This is a genomic window from Salegentibacter sp. Hel_I_6, from assembly GCF_000745315.1.
In the GTDB taxonomy this organism is placed as follows: Bacteria; Bacteroidota; Bacteroidia; order Flavobacteriales; family Flavobacteriaceae; genus Salegentibacter.
The window spans coordinates 1350867-1372471 of the sequence record NZ_JQNQ01000001.1; the positions used below are offsets into that span (position 1 = coordinate 1350867).

Annotated in this window: 17 protein-coding genes and 1 tRNA gene; 8 read left to right on the plus strand and 10 right to left on the minus strand. The window is 35.8% G+C overall.

Annotated elements, in window-relative coordinates:
* The first annotated feature begins 79 nt into the window (after positions 1-79).
* From lpxB to FG27_RS06100, 3 genes are read left to right on the plus strand one after another with little or no spacing between them, the layout of a single operon-like run.
* On the plus strand, positions 80-1195 hold the full coding sequence (gene lpxB, locus FG27_RS06090) for a lipid-A-disaccharide synthase (RefSeq protein ID WP_037316871.1): 1116 nt from the start codon (positions 80-82) through the stop codon (positions 1193-1195).
* Between the two features lie 3 nt (positions 1196-1198).
* Complete coding sequence (locus tag FG27_RS06095) at positions 1199-1747, plus strand: C40 family peptidase (protein WP_037316873.1); 549 nt, start codon at positions 1199-1201, stop codon at positions 1745-1747.
* 51 nt (positions 1748-1798) lie between these two features.
* Positions 1799-3847, plus strand: coding sequence for a ComEC/Rec2 family competence protein (locus FG27_RS06100; RefSeq protein ID WP_037316876.1), 2049 nt, complete (start codon positions 1799-1801; stop codon positions 3845-3847).
* A gap of 49 nt (positions 3848-3896) precedes the next feature.
* Here the strand turns inward: FG27_RS06100 and FG27_RS06105 are convergent, their stop codons facing one another.
* The 3 genes from FG27_RS06105 to FG27_RS06115 all read right to left on the minus strand — a co-directional run bounded on the left by FG27_RS06105 (position 3897) and on the right by FG27_RS06115 (position 8266).
* Complete coding sequence (locus tag FG27_RS06105) at positions 3897-4433, minus strand: thioredoxin fold domain-containing protein (RefSeq protein WP_037316879.1); 537 nt, start codon at positions 4431-4433, stop codon at positions 3897-3899.
* A gap of 81 nt (positions 4434-4514) precedes the next feature.
* Positions 4515-6089 carry a peptide MFS transporter gene (locus FG27_RS06110; RefSeq protein WP_037316882.1) on the minus strand — a complete coding sequence of 525 codons (1575 nt, stop codon included), beginning with the start codon at positions 6087-6089 and terminating at the stop codon, positions 4515-4517.
* Positions 6090-6094: 5 nt separating this feature from the next.
* Positions 6095-8266, minus strand: coding sequence for a S9 family peptidase (locus FG27_RS06115; protein ID WP_037321979.1), 2172 nt, complete (start codon positions 8264-8266; stop codon positions 6095-6097).
* Positions 8267-8448: 182 nt separating this feature from the next.
* Between FG27_RS06115 and FG27_RS06120 the strand changes: the two genes are divergently transcribed.
* Positions 8449-9768, plus strand: coding sequence for a hydroxymethylglutaryl-CoA reductase, degradative (locus FG27_RS06120; protein ID WP_037316885.1), 1320 nt, complete (start codon positions 8449-8451; stop codon positions 9766-9768).
* Positions 9765-10682 carry a GYDIA family GHMP kinase gene (locus FG27_RS06125; RefSeq protein ID WP_037316888.1) on the plus strand — a complete coding sequence of 306 codons (918 nt, stop codon included), beginning with the start codon at positions 9765-9767 and terminating at the stop codon, positions 10680-10682. The genes FG27_RS06120 and FG27_RS06125 overlap by 4 nt, the downstream gene beginning before the upstream one ends.
* Positions 10683-10949: 267 nt before the next feature.
* Here the strand turns inward: FG27_RS06125 and FG27_RS06130 are convergent, their stop codons facing one another.
* The 6 genes from FG27_RS06130 to FG27_RS06160 form a co-directional block, all read right to left on the minus strand.
* Positions 10950-13070, minus strand: a complete 2121-nt coding sequence (locus FG27_RS06130; RefSeq protein WP_037316892.1) for a peptidylprolyl isomerase — start codon at positions 13068-13070, stop codon at positions 10950-10952.
* Positions 13071-13165: 95 nt separating this feature from the next.
* Positions 13166-14455 (minus strand): hemolysin family protein, encoded by a 1290-nt coding sequence (locus FG27_RS06135; RefSeq protein WP_037316895.1) that lies wholly within the window; start codon positions 14453-14455, stop codon positions 13166-13168.
* A 189-nt stretch (positions 14456-14644) separates the two neighbouring features.
* Positions 14645-15217, minus strand: a complete 573-nt coding sequence (gene lptC / locus FG27_RS06145) for an LPS export ABC transporter periplasmic protein LptC (RefSeq protein ID WP_037316901.1) — start codon at positions 15215-15217, stop codon at positions 14645-14647.
* Between the two features lies 1 nt (position 15218).
* Positions 15219-16592, minus strand: coding sequence for a tetratricopeptide repeat protein (locus tag FG27_RS06150; protein WP_037316904.1), 1374 nt, complete (start codon positions 16590-16592; stop codon positions 15219-15221).
* Positions 16593-16613: 21 nt separating this feature from the next.
* On the minus strand, positions 16614-17864 hold the full coding sequence (locus FG27_RS06155; RefSeq protein WP_037316907.1) for a membrane protein: 1251 nt from the start codon (positions 17862-17864) through the stop codon (positions 16614-16616).
* Positions 17861-18592 (minus strand): type III pantothenate kinase, encoded by a 732-nt coding sequence (locus FG27_RS06160; protein WP_037316910.1) that lies wholly within the window; start codon positions 18590-18592, stop codon positions 17861-17863. The genes FG27_RS06155 and FG27_RS06160 overlap by 4 nt, the downstream gene beginning before the upstream one ends.
* A gap of 108 nt (positions 18593-18700) precedes the next feature.
* On the opposite strand from FG27_RS06160, the gene FG27_RS06165 reads away from it, so the two are divergent.
* Together FG27_RS06165 and FG27_RS06170 are read left to right on the plus strand one after the other, a co-directional pair.
* A tRNA-Phe gene (locus FG27_RS06165) sits at positions 18701-18773 on the plus strand.
* 560 nt (positions 18774-19333) lie between these two features.
* Entirely contained in the window at positions 19334-19711 is a 378-nt protein-coding gene (locus FG27_RS06170) for a PH domain-containing protein (protein ID WP_037316913.1), read from the plus strand.
* 139 nt (positions 19712-19850) lie between these two features.
* Here FG27_RS06170 and FG27_RS06175 read toward each other — a convergent pair whose 3' ends face one another.
* The gene (locus FG27_RS06175; RefSeq protein ID WP_037316915.1) at positions 19851-20027 is read right to left on the minus strand and encodes a histone H1; all 177 of its coding nucleotides are present in this window, start codon (positions 20025-20027) and stop codon (positions 19851-19853) included.
* A 274-nt stretch (positions 20028-20301) separates the two neighbouring features.
* Here FG27_RS06175 and FG27_RS06180 point away from each other — a divergent pair, with 274 nt between their 5' ends.
* A complete protein-coding gene (locus FG27_RS06180; protein WP_037316916.1) occupies positions 20302-21483 on the plus strand; it encodes a proline dehydrogenase family protein in 1182 nt (393 codons plus the stop codon).
* Positions 21484-21605: the final 122 nt, after the last annotated feature.

The window sequence follows — 21605 nt, forward strand, 5'->3', positions numbered from 1 at the left end:
CTGGACCCAAAATTAGGAACACAAATAAATGTGATTATAAATTTGTGCCTAATTCCAAATTGGGATAAAAATTATAAAGATGAAATACTACATAATTGCAGGCGAAGCTTCCGGAGACTTGCACGCATCAAACCTAATGCGAGCCCTGAAGAAAAGCGATTCCCAGGCTGAATTCCGTTTTTGGGGTGGCGATCTTATGCAGGAGCAAGGTGGCGAAATGGTAAAACATTATCGCGAATTGGCTTTTATGGGCTTTATAGAGGTTCTTTTCAACCTCAAAACCATTCTTAAGAATATCGCTATTTGCAAAGAAGATATTACTAGATTCAATCCAGATGCGGTTATTTTTATAGATTATCCCGGCTTCAATTTAAGGATCGCAAAATGGGCAAAAGAAGAAGGCTACCAAACCCACTATTATATTTCCCCTCAAATTTGGGCATGGAAAGAGAATAGAATTAAGGCAATTAAACGCGATATAGATCATATGTATGTGATCTTACCTTTTGAAAAAGAATTTTACGAAGAAAAACATAATTTTCCCGTTCACTTTGTTGGTCATCCACTTATCGATGCTATTGGTCAAAAAGAGCTTCCCGATCTTCCGGCCATTAAAAAAAAATACCAGTTAGACGAAAGGCCTATAATTGCTGTCCTGCCCGGAAGCAGGAAACAGGAAATTTCAAAGATGCTGGAAGTTATGCTAAGCATCACCCCAGAATTCCCCGACTATCAATTTGTAATTGCAGGCGCACCAAGCCAGGACAAAGAATTTTATGCTCCATTCATCAAGCAGAAGAATATAAAATTGATAATGAACAAAACCTACGATGTGCTGAGCCTTTCTCACGCTGCAATGGTTACTTCTGGCACAGCTACTTTAGAAACTGCTTTATTTAAAATCCCGGAAGTGGTTTGTTACAAGGGCAGTTATATATCTTACCAAATTGCTCGTAGAATAGTAAACCTTGATTATATTTCTCTCGTAAACCTTATTATGAACCGCGAAGTGGTCAAAGAGCTAATTCAGGACGATTTTAATACGAAAACACTCAAAAAAGAGTTTAAGAAGATACTGGAAGATGAAAATCGAACCAGGATTTTTAAAGATTATTTTGAATTGGAGAAAAAACTTGGTGGGAAAGGTGCCAGTGAAAAAACGGCACAACTAATTATAAATGCAATCAAAGAGTGATCTATGCAGAAAATTTTTAAAATACTTTTTTTTGGAATTTTTACAATAAGCCTGGTTTCCTGCGGAAGTTCACGCTCAAAAGTTATTACCACCAAAAAAGAAGACAACAGAACTTATAGCGCTAAAAGACCTGCTACTTCAGAAAAGTCTGAAATAAATATTTCTGATAAAAAGGTGCATAATATTATTTCAACAGCCAAAAGCTATGAAGGTACTCGCTATAAATATGGAGGCACCACCAAAAGGGGTATGGATTGCTCAGGTCTTATTTTCACAGCATTTTCAGAAGAAAATATTCCTATTCCACGAACCTCACGTGCAATGTCTTTAGAGGGGGAAAGGCTTTATCTAAAACAAGTTACCCCGGGAGATTTATTATTTTTCGAAACCAATAAAAATAGGAAGGTGATTAATCACGTTGGCTTGGTGGTAGAAGTAGAAAGGGAAGATATTTACTTCATACATTCCTCTACCTCCCGCGGAGTAATTATTTCCTCACTTTCAGAACCTTACTGGACCGGTTCTTTTGTAATGGCTCGTAGGGTGTTATAAATTTTAGTATCTTCAAAGTTCATTGCCGCCCCAGAAAATAAATTCAAGGGGATGCAATTTCTGAATTTCACAATAATTAAACTTTCCATATTCCTGATCCTGGGAATTATTACAGGTTTCTATTTTGAGATTCCTGCAATTCCATTTTTTATATTTCTAGCTTCCCTTTTTATTGTTTTCTGTTTAGCTTTCGTAAGGGCACGCCGTCAGCTATTTGACGATGTTTTCTTCGGAATATGCACCTGGAGTTTCATTTTTTGCCTGGGAATTGCTACCGCTTATCTTCATCAGCCAAAAAACCAGCCAGGACATTATATTCATTTAGAAAATTCTGAAGCTGAAATCCTACAAATTCGTATAACCGAAAAACTGAAACCTAATCTTTACGCACAAACTTATCTCGCCGAGGCGGAAGAAGTGTTTTCTAATAAAAAGTCTACAAGACCAGTTACAGGAAAGATCTTATTGAGTATTTCAAAAGATTCAATTAATAAAGAATTGATTGCGGGAATGAAAGTCCTCGTTCCAAATAAACTTACAAATATTGCTGAGCCTTTAAATCCCTATAGATTCAACTATCGTAATTTCATGCAGCAGCAGCGCGTAGAAATGCAACTACAATTAACTAATACTGAAATCCAGGTATTATCAAGCAAATCAAAAAACATTGTTTCTTATGCTTCGCATCTTAGAGAAATAATAATTGAAAAGCTTTCAGAAACTAAAATTGAGAAAGATCAATTAGCCATAATGCAGGCCTTATTATTAGGACAAAGGCAGGACATTTCAAAAGAGATTTATGATGAATATGCTGCCGCCGGGGCAATTCATATTTTAGCGGTATCCGGACTTCACGTAGGCATTATCCTTCTTATCCTAAACTGGCTTTTTAAACCTCTTCATTTCTTTAAAAAGGGATTGATACTTAAGACCCTTCTTTTAATATTATTAATGTGGGGATTTGCAATTTTAGCCGGGCTCTCCCCTTCCGTGGTTAGAGCTGTGACTATGTTTTCGTTTATTGCAATTGGAATGCAAATGAGAAGAAAAACCAGCGTTCTAAATAGTTTATTTATTTCGCTATTCATCTTACTGCTGGTAAATCCTTATTTTATTTTCCAGGTAGGTTTTCAACTAAGTTATCTCGCAGTTTTTGCCATAGTTAGCATTCAGCCTAAATTATTTAAGCTTTGGAAACCACGATTTAAAATCACAAAATATTTTTGGGGATTAATGAGCGTAAGTCTTGCAGCACAAATTGGAGTTCTGCCTTTAAGTTTATTTTATTTTCATCAATTCCCGGGTTTATTCTTTCTTTCAAATCTAGTTGTCTTACCGGTTTTAGGTCTTATTTTAAGCCTTGGAATTCTTATTATTATACTCGCTTTGCTAAAATTACTACCCGATATTCTAGCTGAAACTTATGGAAATCTTATCGGGGTAATGAATCAATTTATAGGTTGGATTGCCGGGAAAGAAGCTTTTGTTTTTAGCGAAATTTATTTTAATTTCTGGCAAAATATAAGCGCGTATTTACTAATTTTCTTTTTCATACTTCTAATATATAAGCAAAGTTTCAAGAAGCTTGTTTTCTTTCTCTGCGGAGTGATTTTGTTCCAGGGAAGTATGTTTTTCACCAAAATTCAAAATTCATCTTCTGAAAGTATCGTTTTTCATAAACCAAGAAAAACTATGATTGGTATTCAAAAAAACCAAAAACTGAATGTCTATCACAATTTAGATGAAGATCTTCAAAAAGAAATTCGGCTAAAAGATTATAAAATTGGAAAGAATATAAATCAAATTGAAGAAAATCAAATTCCGAATATTTTAGCTTTTTCTAAAACGCATATTTTAATTGTTGATAGCAGTGCGATTTATGAACTGGGTGATCTCAATCCAAATGTGGTATTACTTTGCAATTCGCCCAAAGTTAATTTAGAACGTCTTATTAAACATTTGGAGCCTAAAATAATTATCGCTGACGGCAGTAATTATCATAGTTATGTTGATAGATGGAGAATAACCGCCGAAAAACAAAAAACCCGTTTTCACCATACGGGCAAAAACGGGGCTTTTCGCATCTCAACTGAACCTTAGGCTCACTATCAACTAACACTTAAATCTTACTCGATAATCAAGTTATATTCTATTCGAAAGTGCCTTCAAAATTTTCCTGGTATTCTGCGAAAGCGTCCTTTGTCGTCATTTTTTTATACTCATCTTTGGCAAAAAGCTTTAGGTAAAGTTCTAACTGCTTTGGTGTTCTGTAACCGGGAATTGGCGCAAGTAATTTAGCTTCTTCATCGAAGAAAACAAGACTGGGATAACCTGTGATTTTTAAGGCTTTTGCCAATTGGTGAGACGAGTTTCTACCTTTTTTTTCCGGATCATATTGAGGGTTTTTAAACACCTGCCCTTTAAAATCAATTTCTTCGGGACCTTCAGCATTAAACTTTACCGGATAATAATTTTCGTTTACAAATTCAATTACATCCTTATTGGTAAAGGTGTTTTTATCAAGCATCTTACAGGGGCCGCACCAAACGGTATAAGCATCCATAAAGATCTTTTTAGGCTCCTTTTCCTGAGCTGCCAAAGCCTCGTTCATACTCATCCATTTGATCTCCTGGGCTTGTGTATTTATCCCAATAAAAAGAAAAACTATTGTAATTACTCTAATCATATATTTCTTTTGAAAAATACTTAAAACAAAAAACGTTCCTAAAATTAAAGAACGTTTTTTGATATTATTACTGATTCCAGATTATTTTCTATCCCTTTCAGTATCCGCAATTTCGTATTGCTCCTGTTCCAGCATTTCCCGTTCTTCATCTTCTACCCCATGCGTAAGTCGTTTTAAAGGTTTTAGCATTACTAAAACGATTACTGCAAAAACAATAGTAAAGATGGTGATTCCTGAAAATATTGCTAAATCCCCTGCATCTGATGCAAATTCACCTAAAATTCCTGCAAGCTTGTTTCCAAGACCTGTAGCTGCAAAGTAAACTCCCATCATTAAAGAGGCATATTTAACTGGAGCTAATTTGGTTATAAAGGATAGAGCCACTGGGGAAGAACTTAATTCTCCAATGGTGTGGAATAAATATGCCAGCACCAACCAGTACATTGCGGAAGAACCATTAGCCTCAAACTGAATAGAAGCTGCCGCCATAAATACGAAACCAAGTCCCATTATAATAACTCCTATAGCCATTTTAAAAATAGATGAAGCCTCTTTACTTTTTAACTTTCTACGCGCCCAGAAATTAGCTACCAGCACTCCAAAAGAAATTATAAACAATGCATTTAACGACTGAAACCAGGAAGCGGGAACTTCATCTCCAATAAATGGGATCGCAAAAGGTAAAGACCTGTTTGTTTTATCTAAAGCATAGATATTCATCAAACCACCAGCCTGCTCAAAAGCACCCCAAAAAACAATTACCAGTATAAAAGATAACAGCATCACTACGTATCTATCTTTCATCACTTGTGTAGTGAGATCTCTATAAACCATAAGCATCATCGCGATTACAAGGGTTAAAAAGATACAAAGCAAGCCGTAAGAAACAGATTCTGCAAGAAGCACATAAATAGACCCAATCATTAAAAGTGCAGAAATCACCAATTGCACTGGAGATTTAAATAAATCTGTAAACAGGCCTGTTAGGGAAGCTCCTTCGCTACGCTCTGCTTTAGATAATAGGTTCCCTACATTAACCAGGTACTTTTGTCCCCATAAATACACTATAAGACCAAACGCCATTGCAATACCTGCAAGGCCAAACCCCCAGTGCCAGCCTACAAACTCTCCTACGCCACCTACAATAAGGCTGGAAAGAAAAGCCCCAAGATTAATCCCTATGTAAAAAATAGTAAAACCTTTATCTCGCCTAATATCGCCGGGTTTGTATAACCCTCCGACCATTGTGGAAATATTAGGTTTAAGCATCCCTACACCCACAATAATTAATCCCAGACCACTATAAAAAGCCCACATTTCTTCAACAGCCAAAATTCCATGACCTGCAACCAGGATAATTCCTCCCCAGAGCACCGTTTTTTTCTGTCCTAATAATTTATCTGCTATAATTCCTCCGGGAATGGAAGCTACGTAAACAAGCATCGTATACCAGCCGTAAAGTGCTAATGCTTCCCCCTGGGTCCACCCGAGTCCGGCGTTACCGTCTGTAGTAGCACTTACTAAATATAAAACCAGGATAGCACGCATTCCATAATAGGAAAAACGTTCCCACATTTCGGTAAAAAATAAAATATAAAGTCCTACCGGGTGCCCAAAAAGTTCTTTTTGAGGAACTCTGTTTGTTACTGTTGCCATTTAGATTATAGTTTTTCTTTGATAAAATCGGTCATCATTGTATAAAGGTGTAGCCTAGTATTTCCACCGTAAATTCCGTGATTTCTGTCTGGGTAAATAGCCCAGTCAAATTGTTTGTTGGCCTGTACCAAAGCTTCTACCATTCTCATGGTATTTTGTAAGTGCACATTATCATCTCCCCCTCCGTGAATTAAAAGATAATCTCCTTCTAATTTCTCTACGTGGTTTATAGGTGAGTTTTCATCATAACCTGAAGGGTTTTCCTGTGGCGTGGTCATATATCTTTCGGTATAAATACTATCGTAGAATCTCCAGCTAATCACTGGAGCTACAGCAATGGCCATAGAAAAAGTATCGTTCCCTTTAAGAATAGCATTAGAAGACATAAATCCGCCATAACTCCATCCCCAAATACCAATTCGATCTTTATCTATATAATCTCTCTCGGCAAGTTTTTTTGCAGCAGCAATTTGATCTTCTACTTCATATTTACCGAGTTCATTTTGAGTTACTTTTTTAAAGTCTACTCCTTTATAACCGGTACCGCGACCATCTACGGTAATAATTATGTAACCTTCATTGGCAAGCATTTGGTACCAGTAATCGTTAGTTCCAAAGTAAGAATTTGAAACAGATTGTGAACCGGGACCTGAATATTGAAACATCAATAATGGATATTCTTTATTCTCATCAAAATCATTAGGCTTTATAGTCCACATATTAAGTTCGTTCCCGTTAACTTCAATAGTGCTCAATTCTTTTGGAGAAAAATTATAAGCTTTTTCTTTTTCCAGTAAAGCTGAGTTATCCTTAATCTTTCTTACCAGTTTTCCATTCTTAGCATTGTGAAGCGTAAATTCATATGGAGTCTCAGTGCTGGTAAATGAATTAATAAAATAGGTATAATCAGCACTAAAATCTGCACTATTCATTCCTTCTTTTTCAGTTAAACGGGTTTTGTTCTTCCCGTTAATTTTTATGGAATATACATCACGGTTTACGCTTCCGTTTTCGGTGCTCTGAAAGAAAATTCTTTTTGATTTCTCGTCATAGCCATAATAGTTGGTCACTTCCCATTCCCCCTTGGTTACTTGGTTTTCTAACTCCCCATCTTCATCATAAAGATAAATATGGTTCCAACCGTCTTTTTCGCTAGTCCAAATAAAGCTATTATCCTCAAGGAAAGTAAGGTTATTGGTAATGTCTATGTAAGCTTCATCAGTCTCATTCATTATCACTTCAGCTTCATTATCTTCAGCATCAACAAAAATAAGATCAAGATCGTTTTGGTGCCTATTCAAAACCTGAACGCTTAAAACATCAGCATCCTGAGTCCATTTGATTCTTGGAATATAAAAATCTTCATAATCTCCAAGGTCTACCTTCTCGCTTTCTTCAGTATCTAAATCGTAAATAAACAGGGAAACTTCAGAATTCTTTTCTCCCGCTTTAGGATACTTAAAAACCTGCTGACTTGGGTATAAATCCTGCCCAAACATATCCATTGAAAACTGCGGAACTTCGGTTTCATCAAATTTTAAGTATGCCAAATGGGTTCCGGCTTTATTCCAATCAAAAGCTCTTACAAAGGCAAATTCTTCTTCATAAACCCAATCGGTCACACCATTAATAGTGACATTTTTTTCACCATCTGTAGTAACTTGAGTTTCTTCGCCTGAAGCGATATCGTAGGTATAAATATTATTTTCAAAAACGTAAGCTACTTTAGAAGCATCAGGTGAGAAAGTAGGTTCCTGTACTTTTTTGTTGCTTAATTTGGTAAGACTTTTATCGGCTACATCGTAGATATAATAGATCCCACGGGAAGACCGGCGATAAATTTGTTTCATTTCTGTAGAAAGCAAAATTTTATCTTCATTTTCACTAAGTTCAAATCCCTGGAAACCGGAAATTTCACTAAGATCACTACTACTTAGAAGGCTCCTAAGTTTTTCACCACTTTTATAAGAAAATACATCGATATTGCTGGTATTCGCATCGCGATCGCGGTTTAAAACAACATATTCATTACCATTATTTAAGGATTGTAGGGATTGCAAACGTTCCTGACTAAAGGTGCCATTGTAAATTTCTTCAAGGCTAATTTCTTTATCCTGCGCGTAAATTGTTGAGGTTGCAACAACTAACAACCCAACCAGTATTTTTGAGAACTTCATAAAATTTATAGAATGAATTTTGAATGCCAAGTTTACTAAAATTTCAGCAAAAAAAGTAGCATTTGAGTGTTAAATACTAAGGATTTGTTAAAGAAATTTTACGCTGAATATTCTAAAAATTCAAAGCCTTATTCCCTGAAATAACAATTGTATCTTTGCTCCTCTATAAATTAGCTTTTAAAATGATAAAACCTATCAGCGGCTTTTCCAGGCTCAATAAGAAAGAAAAAATAGACTGGCTTGCCGAAACCTATCTTAAAGACCGCCCGGAAGACGTGGCAATTCTTAGACAGTACTGGAACGAAGATTCCAGGTTACAGCAGTTGCACGACGAATTTACAGAGAATACACTCTCTAATTTCTATCTTCCTTTTGGTCTTGCGCCAAATTTCCTAATCAATGATCAATTACTTGCTATCCCAATGGCCATCGAAGAAAGCTCAGTAATTGCAGCGGCGAGTAAAGCAGCAAAATTTTGGAGAACCCGTGGCGGATTTAAAGCTGAAGTGATTGATACCAAAAAAATTGGGCAGGTTCATTTTAATTTCTTCGGAAATAAAGAAAAACTAGCTGCTTTTTTCAAAGCGACCAAACACAAACTCCTGGAATCGGTAAAACCTATTACCGCTAATATGGAAAAGCGTGGTGGCGGTGTTCTAGACATAAAATTGAAAAATAAAACAGCCGAAATTCAGCATTATTATCAGCTGCATTGCGAATTTGAAACAAAAGATTCCATGGGCGCGAATTTTATAAATTCCTGCCTGGAAAAATTCGCTGAAGTTTTTCAAAATGAAGCCCAGAATTATCAGAATTTCTCTTCAGAAGAAAAAAACATAGAGATCATCATGAGTATTCTTTCTAATTATGTACCAGAATGCCTGGTGCGTGCAGAAGTTTCCTGCCCGGTGGAAGAACTCGATGAAAATAAAGACTTAAAAGGGGAAGATTTCGCAAAGAAATTTATCCAGGCAGTAAATATTGCTGAAGTAGAACCATATCGTGCTGTAACCCACAACAAAGGGATTATGAACGGGATAGACGCTGTAGTTCTGGCTACCGGAAACGATTTTAGAGCAGTAGAAGCAGGAATTCACGCCTATGCTGCCAGAAACGGAAAATACTCCAGCTTAACCCACGCCAGCCTGGAAAACGGAATATTTAAATTCTGGATTGAAATCCCTCTGGCTTTGGGAACTGTTGGTGGTTTAACAAGTTTACATCCTTTGGTAAAATTAGCTTTAGATATTTTACAGCAACCCACAGCCAGGGAATTAATGAAAGTGGTGGCCGTTGCCGGACTTGCGCAAAACTTTGCAGCGATTAATTCATTAACCACCGTGGGAATTCAGCAAGGACATATGAAAATGCATTTAATGAATATTTTAAATCAGCATAATGCCACCGAAGCCGAAAAGAAAATACTTACCCAATATTTTATAAAACATACGGTAACCCATAGTGGTGCCGTTGAGCAACTCAAAAAATTACGTGAGTCATGAAGGAGTTTTACAGCAACGGAAAACTATTAATAACCGGAGAATATGCTGTTTTAGATGGTGCAAAAGCATTAGCGTTGCCTACTAAATTTGGGCAGTCGCTGGAAGTTAAAAATATTGAAGAAAATAAAATTCGCTGGAATAGTTTTGATGAAAATGATAAACTTTGGTTTCAGGGTGAATTTGAGTTTGAAAATGATCAGTTTCAGCTTATTACTGAAAACAACGAAACTTCAGAAAAATTACTTCAAATTTTAAATGAAGCTCATAAGCTAAACCCGAACTTGTTTTCTGCAAAAAAAAGCGGAATTGAAGTAAATACACGTTTAAATTTTAATAGAAATTGGGGCCTGGGAAGCTCTTCTACTCTAATTAATAATATTGCCAAATGGTTTGAAGTTGATGCCTTTAAATTGCTTAAAAACACCTTTGGCGGAAGTGGTTATGATATTGCGGCTGCGCAAAATAACCAGGCAATAACTTATCAAATTACCGAAAATGGAGCTTCAGTTTTAAAAACCAATTTTAAGCCTGATTTTTCACAAAACATCTTTTTTATTTTCCTAAACGAGAAAAAGAATAGTCGTGAAGCCATTGCACATTACTGGGAACTTCCTGCAAATAATAGGAAAGGACTTATTGAAAAAGTTTCTTCAATTACTGAACAAGTTACCAATTGCCAGTCTTTAACCGAGTTTGAGCTACTAATTAATATTCATGAGACTTTAATATCCAAAACTCTTCAAACCCCTAAAGTAAAGCAAGAACGTTTCCCAGACTTTCCAGGTGCGGTTAAAAGTCTTGGTGGTTGGGGCGGAGATTTTGTGATGGTAACAGGTGAAAAAGTTGAAGTTTTTGAGTATTTCAATAAAATAGGCTACTCGACAATATTTGCTTTTGAGGATATTATTCTTTAAGTGAATAATTCATAAAGATCTTAGACCTCCGAATAAATTTCGGAGCAGGCTGTGAAATAAATTACCATTGACGTATTTTTAAAATGGTATTATCCATTATAATTTAAATCGAAAATTTTCTTGATTTAGAAGTTTCCTCTTTCAGACTTTATTCCGAATTTTCTTCAGGAATCTAAGTCGTTTTAAAAACTAATGAGATGAAAGTTTTAGGCATAAAAAAAGCCCCGGTAAAATGTACCGGGGCTTTGTGTCTAAAAGCTTATTCTACTAGTAGAATCTAGCTCTATTATCTTCAATATCTGCTTTTTTACGCAAAGCCTCAAAAAGTCTTTCTGAAGCATTTTGTCTTCTACTCTGAGTTTCCTGTTCTGCAATTCCGCGGTAAGAATTCATTTCTGGAGCTTCATTTTTACTTTCAAGTTCCACAACATACACTCCTTTTTCTCCAGCAATAGGCTTACTAATACTTCCTGGCTCTAATCCAAATACCGATCCTACCACTTCCGGCTCTCTTCCTGCACCCGGTAAAGTTGGGCTAGACAGGTTTACTGCATTTGCAGTTTGAACCATGGTATTGTTAGCTGAAGCGATCTCCTGAAGATCCTGGCTATTTATTTTCCCTTTTAGAATTTCAGCTTTCTTTTGTTTAGTAAGAATAGGAATTACTTTAGACGATGCATTTTCAGCAGTCATAAGTCCTTTTTCGTTTTTAGCCGTTATTTGTGCAACAACATAGCCTGAAGGAATATCAAAACGTCTAATGTCTCCAACGCTTGCGTCATCTTCAAAAGCCCATTGTACAATTCTTCTTTGATTGCCAACTCCCGGAATATTTTCTTCCAGTGCTTTTACATTATTTACTGTTCTAACATTATAATCACCTTTTTTGGCAACTTCAGCAAAATCTCCTTCGCCTGCCGCGATTTCAAATTTCGTGGTTTCGTTAAAAAGATTATTTATAGAACGTTCTGAAGGTTCTAATTCTCTCGCAATAGTAGCAATTTTAACCGCTTTCTCTCTTTCTGATTGCTCTTCAATATGAATTACGTGGTAACCAAAATCAGTTTCAACCACATCAATATCTCCTTGATTATTCTCTAAAACAAAGTTATCAAATTCGGCAACCATATCTCCTGGACGAAAAAATCCTAGGTCTCCCCCATCTTGATTGTTTGAACGGTCTGAAGAAAATTCAGCAGCTAACTCAGCAAACTTATCTTTATTTCCTTTTAAAACGCCTGCAAGGCTATCGGCTAATGATTCTGCATCAGCTTTGCTTCTGGTTACATCTGGAGCAAATTGTTGCCCCTGGTAGGCTACAAGAATATGACTTGCTTTTATAGAATCTGGAATTTGTTTGGTTTCTACCAGTTTAGATATTTTGAAGTATCCATTATGTTGATAAGGTCCAAAAGTTTGCCCTTCTTCCAGGTTGAAAAGATCGTCAGCAAATTCTGAAGGTAATTGGTTTTTAAAAACAAATCTATCTTCATAAGGAAGATCTGAGTTTCCTTCTACGAAATCTTCATAATCATTTGTACTATTGAAGCCAGGAAGCGTATCGTTGCTGCTCGTTACTGCATTATATTCAACGCGGTTTTCAAGTAAAGAAGTCAAAGCTTCTTCGGCTTCCTTAACGTCTTCATCTGATGCCTCCTCTTCAAAATAAACATATCTAATATTTCTTGAAGCTTCGCTTTCAAATTGAGCAGAATTCTTTTTAATGTAATCGCGGATTTCATCTTTGCTAACATCTACTTCATCATCTGAAACAGAAGAATAAGGCAACTGTACAAATCTAAGATCTACGCTGTTATTACCAAATCTATGAGCCTGCTCAGCCTCTGTAATGGTCGCACCAATTCCTGCAGTTACCATAGAGAAATACATGTTTTGGCGGGCCATATCACCCATACTACTTTCCATTTGCAACCATTGCTGGTAAGCTTCTGGTTGGGTAGATCTAATGCTGGCAATATATTCACGAACGCGATTTTCATCAAAAACCCCGGCTTCGTTTCTAAATGCAGGATTATTTCCCATTTGGGCACGCATCACTTCCCTAATTTGAGCTTTGCCGGCTCGAATACCAAGTTTTTCCATTTCTTCTTTAAGAATGGTTTCCCTTAAGGTTTGATCCCAAACCTGACTTACAGCCTGAGTAGTGCTTGCATTTGAACCCATGTTACGCTGGTAGGATTCTACCTGACGGGCAAAATCTTCCCTACTTACCTCTTCACCATTTATGGTTGCAATGGTATTTTGGTCCTTTTGCGAAGAAAAACCGCCGTTACGAATTACATCGGCAAGCACGAAAGAGAAAAGTGCTAGTGCAATGATGATAATCAAGAAAACAGAACGCTGTCTGATTTTATTTAATACTGCCATTTGTAGTTGTTATTTATCGAAATATAGTGGGCGAAAATAATGTTTTTAACCTAATTATAAAACTTATAATTAGCAAAATATTAACTAATCACCATTTAATCTGTGGGTTTTATTTTTAACTCTACCAATTCTATTTTAGTATTGGAGACTTCAAGGATCTTAAATAAAAAATTATCTATCTGTAATTCTTCATCTTGCTGCGGAATTTCCTCGGTGTGATTCACAATATATCCACCAAGGGTTTCATAATTTTCACCTTCGGGGATATTAAGTTTATAGGTTTCATTCAAGTAATCTACTTCTAAACGTGCTGAAAATTTATGATGATCTTCCCCTATTTCTTCTTCGGTAAGCACTACAGGGTCATGTTCATCCTGGATTTCTCCAAAAAGTTCTTCTACAATATCTTCTACGGTAATCATACCACTGGTTCCACCATACTCATCGATAACAACCGCAATACTTTTACGTTTTTTAGTAAGATTATTTAAAACATCTTTTACCCACATGGTTTCGGGTACGAAAACAACTGGCAGGAGAATAGATTTTATTGACTCTGGTTTTTTAAAAAGTTCAAACGAATGAACGTAGCCAATAATATCGTCTATTGTTTCATTATAGATCAATAATTTTGAAAGTCCTGTTTCTGTAAATGTGTTGACAAGGTCTCGAGGTGCCTGGTGTTGATCTACCGCAATAATTTCGGTTCGCGGGATCATAACCTCCCTGGCCTTAATATCTGAAAACTCTAAAGCATTTTGAAAGATTTGAATTTCAGAATCTACTTCTTCATCATCTTCCACGGTTTCCATTTGTTCGTTGATAAAATTTCCTAATTCAACTTTGCTAAAAGCGAGTTGCACTTCATCCCCTTCAGTTTTGAAAAACCTCTTCAGAATAAAATCAGAAACCCAGATTATAAAAGTTGAGATAAGACCGAAAAGCACATAGAACATGTATGCCGGCACCGCGAAGAATTTCAGCATAGAATTCGCGTAAATTTGAAAAAATACCTTCGGAAGAAATTCAGCAGTAAGCAAAATTAGCAGCGTAGAGATTACCGTTTGGGTAAAAAGATTTAGATCTACCACTAAATATTCTAAAAAAGCACTATCCAAAGGCTGAAGCCCTTGCAGCCAATTCATAAGCAAATCGCCCATAAAAAATCCATAAACCACCAGGGCAATATTATTACCCACCAACATGGTTGCGATAAATTTTGAAGGTTTTTTGGTTAATCTTTTCAGTACTGTGGCCAAAAAATCGTTTTGGCGTTTCTCTATTTCAATATAAATCTTATTGGAAGAAATATAAGCAATCTCCATCCCAGAAAAGAAAGCTGATAAAATTAAGGAAAGGACAATAATAAGTATTTCAACTTCCATTATTCCTGTTTATTACGCTCTTCTATCTTGCGTCTAAAACGTCTTTTAAAAAAGAACATAAAGATGGATATGAAGACAAAAAAAATGAATAAATATGCTCTGCTACGCTCGGTGTTCCAGATTCTCACACCTTCAAACAGGAAAAATGCAGCTATAAATAAATAAGCGAATTCAAAGTATTTAAAATATTTACTCATCGGGTTTGTTGTCTTTTATTATTTGAATCCCAATATTGGTTCGTGACCGAAAATTACCGAAATTTTGATTAGCATCAAAACCTTCACTTTCATTAAGCGCTCCATTTGGAAATTCTATAGTATTAGGCTTATCTGTGAAAATCCAGTTAATACTTTGATCCCAGAACAGTTGTGAGGCCTCTAAACGCATACTATCGGCGGTATAGATTACAACATTCTCCTGCAAGTCTATGAGATTAGTACCATCGTAGATTATTCCATAGTCTGAAGTAACTGTACTTTTCTCATTATTTTCATCGTAAATCTCCAATTCTAAACCATCGGGAAATTCACGATAAGGAAATTCTTTGTTGGTAAAGTCTATCATCCTGGGACTTTTTAAATTAGCCACCATTCGGCCTGAGTCGGTATATTTAAGGTTTATCCCTTTTGCAATAGCCTGCGGTGCATCCCCTTCTAAATCTAAAGCCCGAATCTCTTCCAGATTACCCTGACATGAAAAAAGCATTGTCACACCGGTGAGCGTGACAATGCCTGTTATTATTTCCTTATATGTTAATCTCATATTACATTTGTGGGATACGCACGGTTTCCCCAATCCAACATCCAATTTGAATTGCTTCACCGCTACTTCTACCTTGTTGGAACACATCAGATTTTTGTGGTGCTCTACCTCTGTAAGCAGTAGCCGTTTCATTTGCATTAGATGAAATAGATGGATCTACCCTTGCAGCTCTAGCAGCATAATCTGCAGCTAACCAATAAACAGCTCTTTTATCAAAAGAATTTTCTCCACAATCGTTAGCACTTTGCGCGATCATATTGGCGATTTGCAAGTATGCATTTCCTAAAGATGGCTTTGAAGAAATCGCTTTTCTATAGAAATTTCTCGCTTGAGAGAAACTTCCTCTTTCTTTATAGTTAGAAGCAATTCTATAATAAATTCTAGCCTGATCGTTAGGATCTTCTTCTAACTCTGCAGCTTCATTATAATATTCCAAAGCTTTAGTTCTGTCTCCATCAGCTTCAGCTAACTGTCCTAAAGAGTAAGCTGAATTAGCAGAAGGCTCTAATTGGTGTAATGCTTCAGAAACCTGGAAGAATAATGGATCTTCGGTACAATCTTTAGCCGATAATCTTGCGTTGGCATTCTGTAACCAATCTACGTCAGATTTCTTTGCATCAAAATCTTTCTTGTAAAGTGGTATAAGATTATCACAATCTGCTCTCGCACCAAGTTTGGCGTTTAAAGCATTTTTTACACTGTTATAGTTATTAAGATTGATCTCAGCATTACTAATTTGCTTTTTCTCTTTCGCAGTAAGGTCTTCACCATCTTCCTGTTTTTTCAATAATGGCGCTAACTTTTCAGCTGCATCATTTTCTTCTTCTTCAATCTTCTGCATTACTTTATCGTAATTATCAAAGACATCCTGAAGTTCTCTTTCTCCCTCATCCTGCATATCTACCATTAACTGGAAGTAAGCATAAAGCCCCTTTGGACTTTTAAAGTTTTCACGATCTTCTGTGTAAGCTTTGTCAAAAGCATTATAACGATCTTCAACGGTTCCAAGTTTATTGTCAAATCTTAACTGAGCGATGTCTGAATAAACTTTACCCTTAGAAGTTTTACCCGGGAATAACTCCAAACGTTCTTCCCAAAGACCAATTAGTTCTTCAATATATTGGTTCTTTTCTTCACCTTCAGCGTTTTCAATTTTATATTCAAGCGCTCGCTCTCCATATTGAAAAGTCGCCAAACTATATTTAGGACATTCTTCTCTTACTTTCATTAGCGGCTCATAGGCAGCTTCATAATTTTTAGCCTTGGCATCGTCATAAGCCAACGCTGCCATTGTTGCACAATCATTAGACTGTGCGCTTAGAACACTTGAACCCATAACGGCTCCCGTAATTAATGCTATAAATCTCGCTTTCATTTTCTTGTTTTATTATTGTGGTTAATTAAATTTTCGTCTTTCAAACCATCTTCTGGCTTCGGTTAGGGAAAGCCCTACTGAAAGCCTAAAGAAATCTTCCTGAATTAAACCTGAATCGGTTGTACCGCGCTGACCATACTCAAATCCAAGGTTAATATTAGAAAATCCCGGTCCTACAGGTAGTCCAACTCCAAAAGTGATGCCAAACTCATTAATGTCCTGATTATTGATGCTAAGCCCAGTTTCTTCATATCTAAAACCGGCCCTGTAAACAATACGATTAAAATAATTTGTTATAGAATTATATTGAGGAATAAAATACCCTCCAAATTTATATTGTGCAGCATCTGCAAAATTAGTATCTGCACCTCCAATACCACTTACACTTAAAAAAGAATTATCATCTGTACTCACATATTCCCCACCGAAAAACCATTTATTTGCACTTCCCAGCCCTAAACCAATCGTATATTTAGCCGGAAGCGTTAATTCTGAGTCATTAACATTTACATCCCTTTCTTCCACTACTCGTTCTCCATTAGGAGAAAATGCTATAGTTGCCAATTGTCTTGAATTCTCAGCATCTATAGTTGTAGTTGGAGCATATGTTGCGGCGGCGTGTAAATTAAGCCCATTTTTTAATTTTTGCTGAAAATCGACACCAAAGTTATAGCTAAATCCTTTTAGATCAGATCTGCTCACATCACGCGAACCTAACTGAACCTGCTCCCGTATAAGCGTTCTCTGGTTTTGAAGATTACCAAAATTGTAATTAGCATCAACACCAATACTCAATGAAGGAATTATTTGATATCCTGTTGAAAGAAAAACCTTATTCATTCCTCCACGGCCTTCTAACCTACTGGCTACGTCATCTCTAATATCTAGAATTTGATAACCTACCGAAGAATATGGCAAGACTCCAAATCCGAAACCTAAATTTCCCCCAACCGGAATACCAATTCCCAGGTAATCCAGGGAAGAAACTTTGGCATTATCTTCAGCACTTGCAGAGTTTAGGGTAAGCCTCTCGTGAGAACCTCCCAGGGCATAAGTAGTTCTTCTCAACCTACCATAACCGGCAGGATTTCTAAGATTAAGATGAATACTATCTGAAAACATACTTAGCCCACCCATAGACCTGTTTTCTACAGTTCCTTTAAAAGTGTTTAATCCAATTCCATAATAAGAATAGGGTGATGAGACATTTTCCTGAGCTGTAGCAACCACTGTAAAAAAAACAGCTACGATTACTATAAATCGTTTAATCATTGAGTCTTGTTAAATTCTAAAATGTAGTTTAAACCCTCTAAAAGAAAATTCGGGTTGGCAAATATGCCATTTTTTACCCGCTTTGACAAAATTTGAGTATCACCTCCTGTTAAAATAACTGTTAAATATTTATAATCAGTCTTGTAGCGATCTATTATTCCATCAAGCTCTGCCGAGACCCCATTTAAAACCCCCGAAAGAATACTTTTACTAGTAGAATCCCCTATTAATGCTACGTTTTCGTCAAGTTGAACCAAAGGTAGTTTGGCAGTAAAATGATTCAGCGCTTTCAATCGCATTTGTAAGCCGGGCGAGATAGCACCCCCTAAATATTCATTTCTACTATTCTTAAAATCGAAAGTAATACAAGTACCGGCATCAATAATAAGTAAATCTGAATCTTTATAATGCATTGAGCCCGCAGCAACCAAAGCTAATCTATCTTTACCCAGAGTTTGAGGGGAAGCATATTTATTATTGAAGGGTAAACGCGTTTTTTCATCTAAAATCAGTAATTCAGTATATTCAGAAAGAAAACTTTCCACAGTTGAAGTATCTTTAAGTACTGAAGAAATGATAGAAAAATCAATTTGCGGATATTTTTTTCTTATTTCCTGAAATTTTTCAGAAAAATTTTCAAGCGAAAAAATAAAAGACTCCAAAAGTTTAGAATCCTGAAATACAGCGGTTTTTACTGCAGAATTACCTATATCTATAATTAAATTCATAGCAAAATGATTGTGCCGGCTAAATTACAAAAGCATTTTTTTAATTTTTCCTTTGTGAGATTATAAAAATGAATATATATTTGCACCCGCTTACAACAATAAGCAACTGGTGCCTTAGCTCAGTTGGTAGAGCAAAGGACTGAAAATCCTTGTGTCCCTGGTTCGATTCCTGGAGGCACCACCTTAAAAGCCCGATACACTTTGTGTTTTCGGGCTTTTTTAATTTCATCTGCGAATAAACCCTTACAACTTCCCGATACCAAATTATTAAAAACAAAAAAGCCTCTTTCCGAATACACGGAAAAAAGCTTCTCATTGGTTAGCCAAATCCTCACAACATAGGATATACCTGGCCAACTACACATCCTGATTTCTCAGGACAAACAACACAACTTATTGTAGCGAAAAGATCGCCTAATTTTTTAATAATCCCTAAAATATCTCAAAGTGGAATAATTTGGGCGGACAAATATAATTATTTTTTAGGTTTCAGCAAGAAAATCTCACTCTAGCTATTTCAATGAAAATCACTCATACCACTGATAAAATTGAAAAAAGGAAACTGATTTAGAAAAAACAGTAAAGATCAAAATGTCATAAACAATAACCTATGCTTTAGGAAGTAGGAAATGAGAAATAACCAAAATATATTCTTGCATTATTAGATCCTAAAGGCAAAGCAAATTTTGGCAAAAAAGATTTCTAAAAATACTACTACCTTTAGAATCAAAATTTTTTAATATGAGTTTACTTAACAAAATAATTGGGAATGCAGCCAGTATTTCTAAAGAGGAATTAACCGAAAAATATGGTCGCTTACTTACCACGTCAGAAGAAATTGAATTAGGTTTCTCCTTACTTCGCGATATCTTTATGTTCACCAATAAACGCCTTATTCTCATAGATATTCAAGGTTTAACGGGTAAAAAACAGGAATATCTCTCCCTTCCTTACAGGTATATTTCACGTTTTTCGCTGGAGACCGCTGGGACTTTTGATCTAGATGCTGAACTTAAGATCTGGATTTCCAATGAAAACGTTCCCAGTGTAAGTAAAAAATTTAATAAAAGTATTGACATTTATGCTGTGCAGCGCTACCTGGCAGAAAAAGTAATTTAAAATATGTAAACTCGATAATTAATATTCGAGTACACCGGGGTAGTCTCTAAAAGTTTAGCTTTTGAAGGAAGAAAGAGGCATTTTTAAATAACGAAGGGTAGAAATTAAAAACCTCCCGGAAAAGGAGGTTTTATAAGCATTACTTTTTAGATTCTGCAACTGAAACCTTACGGAATTCTTTCAGAAGTTTCTCCAATTCTAAAGAAGATTTTCTTGCTCTTGTTCCAGCACTTTTATTGCCAGTTTCTAATTGCGCATTAGCTTCTGTTTGGAAATTTTCAAAAGTACTTTGGATGTTTTCAACTAAATCTTTCATTATGGTAGTTTTAAATTTGAAATGCTAAAATAGTAGAATAATACACGGTCCCCCAAATTTTAAAATATTTCTTATAAAATATTTGAAATAAAAGTCAGAATTAGTGTAGCCCCAATAATTGCACCCTCAACTTATCTTAATATAATTAACATAAGGCATTCTCTTTATAACTCTATTAGAATTAATCTGAACACTATTGGAATAATGGGCTTTATAAGGTTAAAGTTTGTGTAAAGCATTTTTTATAACTGTCTCTTATAAATAGCTTTGTTCTATGATTGAGAAGAAAATATTTAATAATACAGCAGTAGCATTTAGATTAAAATCCGATTTAGAACTAAATAGGGCCTTACTCCTATTTAATGTAATGGGAATTCCTCCATTAATTAAACCGGGTATAGCCCTCACCAGGTTTTCTCTAAAAGCGAAACTTCCTATCCAACCCCTTATTAAACATACAATATTCGATCAATTTTGTGCCGGAACCAGTAAGGATGACTGTAAGCCAGTTATTAAAGAAATGCACGAAGTAAACCTCTCCAGCATTCTGGATTATTCTGTAGAGGGTAAAAAAACCGAAGCAGAATTTGATTCTGCTTTCAGGGTAAAGAAAGACCTTATAAAATTTGCTAAAGAAGAGACCGAAGTGCCTTTTGCTATTTTTAAACCTACTGCTTTAGGTCGTTTTGAAATATGGCATAAACTAAGTTCACACGTTAATCTTAGTAAAAATGAAAAAGAGGAATGGGAAAAAACTAAAGCCAGAGTTGAAGGTTTGTGCGAAGAAGCCTCAAAACAAAAGGTTAGGTTGTATGCTGATGCAGAAGAATCCTGGATGCAGGATGCGGCAGATAAACTAATGGAAGAAATGATGCGTAAGTACAATCGTGAAAAAGCATTAATATTCAACACTTTTCAGTGTTACCGATGGGATAGACTTGATTACTTAAAAAAATTACATGTCCAGGCTAAAGAAGAAGGATTCAAAATAGGCGCCAAAATAGTTCGTGGAGCTTATATGGAGAAAGAGAATAAAAGAGCCCGGAAATACGGTAAGGTTTCTCCTATTTGCGAAAATAAAAAAGCAACTGATCTACATTTCAACAACGTACTTGCCTATTGTCTTGACAACATAGAAGATATTGCAGTTTTTATTGGAACACATAATGAAATGAGCAATTATTTAGCCCTACAAATAATGGAAGATCAGGGAATTGCTAAAGATGATCCAAGAGTCTGGTTTAGTCAGTTATATGGTATGAGTGATCAAATTAGCTATAACCTGGCTAAAAGAGAGTATAATACTGCAAAGTTGGTTCCATTTGGCCCAGTAAAAGATGTGGTACCATATCTATTAAGAAGAGCTGAAGAAAATTCTTCGGTAGAAGGACAAACTAATAGAGAATTAAATTTACTCAAAGAAGAGAAAAGAAGAAGAAAAGCTGAGAACCAGTAGTTAGATGGTATAACCTTTTCTATTCAGGCTAGCTACAATTATGCTTTGTTCTCAATAATCATATGGGTTTTGAAAATTTAGCTTAGATCTCAACTTAGATTAAAGCCATAATTTCTCCAGAA

What these genes read in the sequence shown, in the direction of transcription:
- FG27_RS06105 (WP_037316879.1), bottom strand. Translation starts at nt 4,433, where the DNA reads ATGATTAGAGTAATTACAATAGTTTTTCTTTTTATTGGGATAAATACA.
- FG27_RS06095 (WP_037316873.1), top strand. Translation starts at nt 1,199, where the DNA reads ATGCAGAAAATTTTTAAAATACTTTTTTTTGGAATTTTTACAATAAGC.
- FG27_RS06125 (WP_037316888.1), top strand. Translation starts at nt 9,765, where the DNA reads ATGAAGGAGTTTTACAGCAACGGAAAACTATTAATAACCGGAGAATAT.
- FG27_RS06100 (WP_037316876.1), top strand. Translation starts at nt 1,799, where the DNA reads ATGCAATTTCTGAATTTCACAATAATTAAACTTTCCATATTCCTGATC.
- FG27_RS06120 (WP_037316885.1), top strand. Translation starts at nt 8,449, where the DNA reads ATGATAAAACCTATCAGCGGCTTTTCCAGGCTCAATAAGAAAGAAAAA.
- FG27_RS06115 (WP_037321979.1), bottom strand. Translation starts at nt 8,266, where the DNA reads ATGAAGTTCTCAAAAATACTGGTTGGGTTGTTAGTTGTTGCAACCTCA.
- FG27_RS06110 (WP_037316882.1), bottom strand. Translation starts at nt 6,089, where the DNA reads ATGGCAACAGTAACAAACAGAGTTCCTCAAAAAGAACTTTTTGGGCAC.
- FG27_RS06155 (WP_037316907.1), bottom strand. Translation starts at nt 17,864, where the DNA reads ATGATTAAACGATTTATAGTAATCGTAGCTGTTTTTTTTACAGTGGTT.
- lptC (WP_037316901.1), bottom strand. Translation starts at nt 15,217, where the DNA reads ATGAGATTAACATATAAGGAAATAATAACAGGCATTGTCACGCTCACC.
- FG27_RS06170 (WP_037316913.1), top strand. Translation starts at nt 19,334, where the DNA reads ATGAGTTTACTTAACAAAATAATTGGGAATGCAGCCAGTATTTCTAAA.
- FG27_RS06180 (WP_037316916.1), top strand. Translation starts at nt 20,302, where the DNA reads ATGATTGAGAAGAAAATATTTAATAATACAGCAGTAGCATTTAGATTA.
- FG27_RS06130 (WP_037316892.1), bottom strand. Translation starts at nt 13,070, where the DNA reads ATGGCAGTATTAAATAAAATCAGACAGCGTTCTGTTTTCTTGATTATC.
- FG27_RS06135 (WP_037316895.1), bottom strand. Translation starts at nt 14,455, where the DNA reads ATGGAAGTTGAAATACTTATTATTGTCCTTTCCTTAATTTTATCAGCT.
- lpxB (WP_037316871.1), top strand. Translation starts at nt 80, where the DNA reads ATGAAATACTACATAATTGCAGGCGAAGCTTCCGGAGACTTGCACGCA.
- FG27_RS06160 (WP_037316910.1), bottom strand. Translation starts at nt 18,592, where the DNA reads ATGAATTTAATTATAGATATAGGTAATTCTGCAGTAAAAACCGCTGTA.
- FG27_RS06150 (WP_037316904.1), bottom strand. Translation starts at nt 16,592, where the DNA reads ATGAAAGCGAGATTTATAGCATTAATTACGGGAGCCGTTATGGGTTCA.
- FG27_RS06175 (WP_037316915.1), bottom strand. Translation starts at nt 20,027, where the DNA reads ATGAAAGATTTAGTTGAAAACATCCAAAGTACTTTTGAAAATTTCCAA.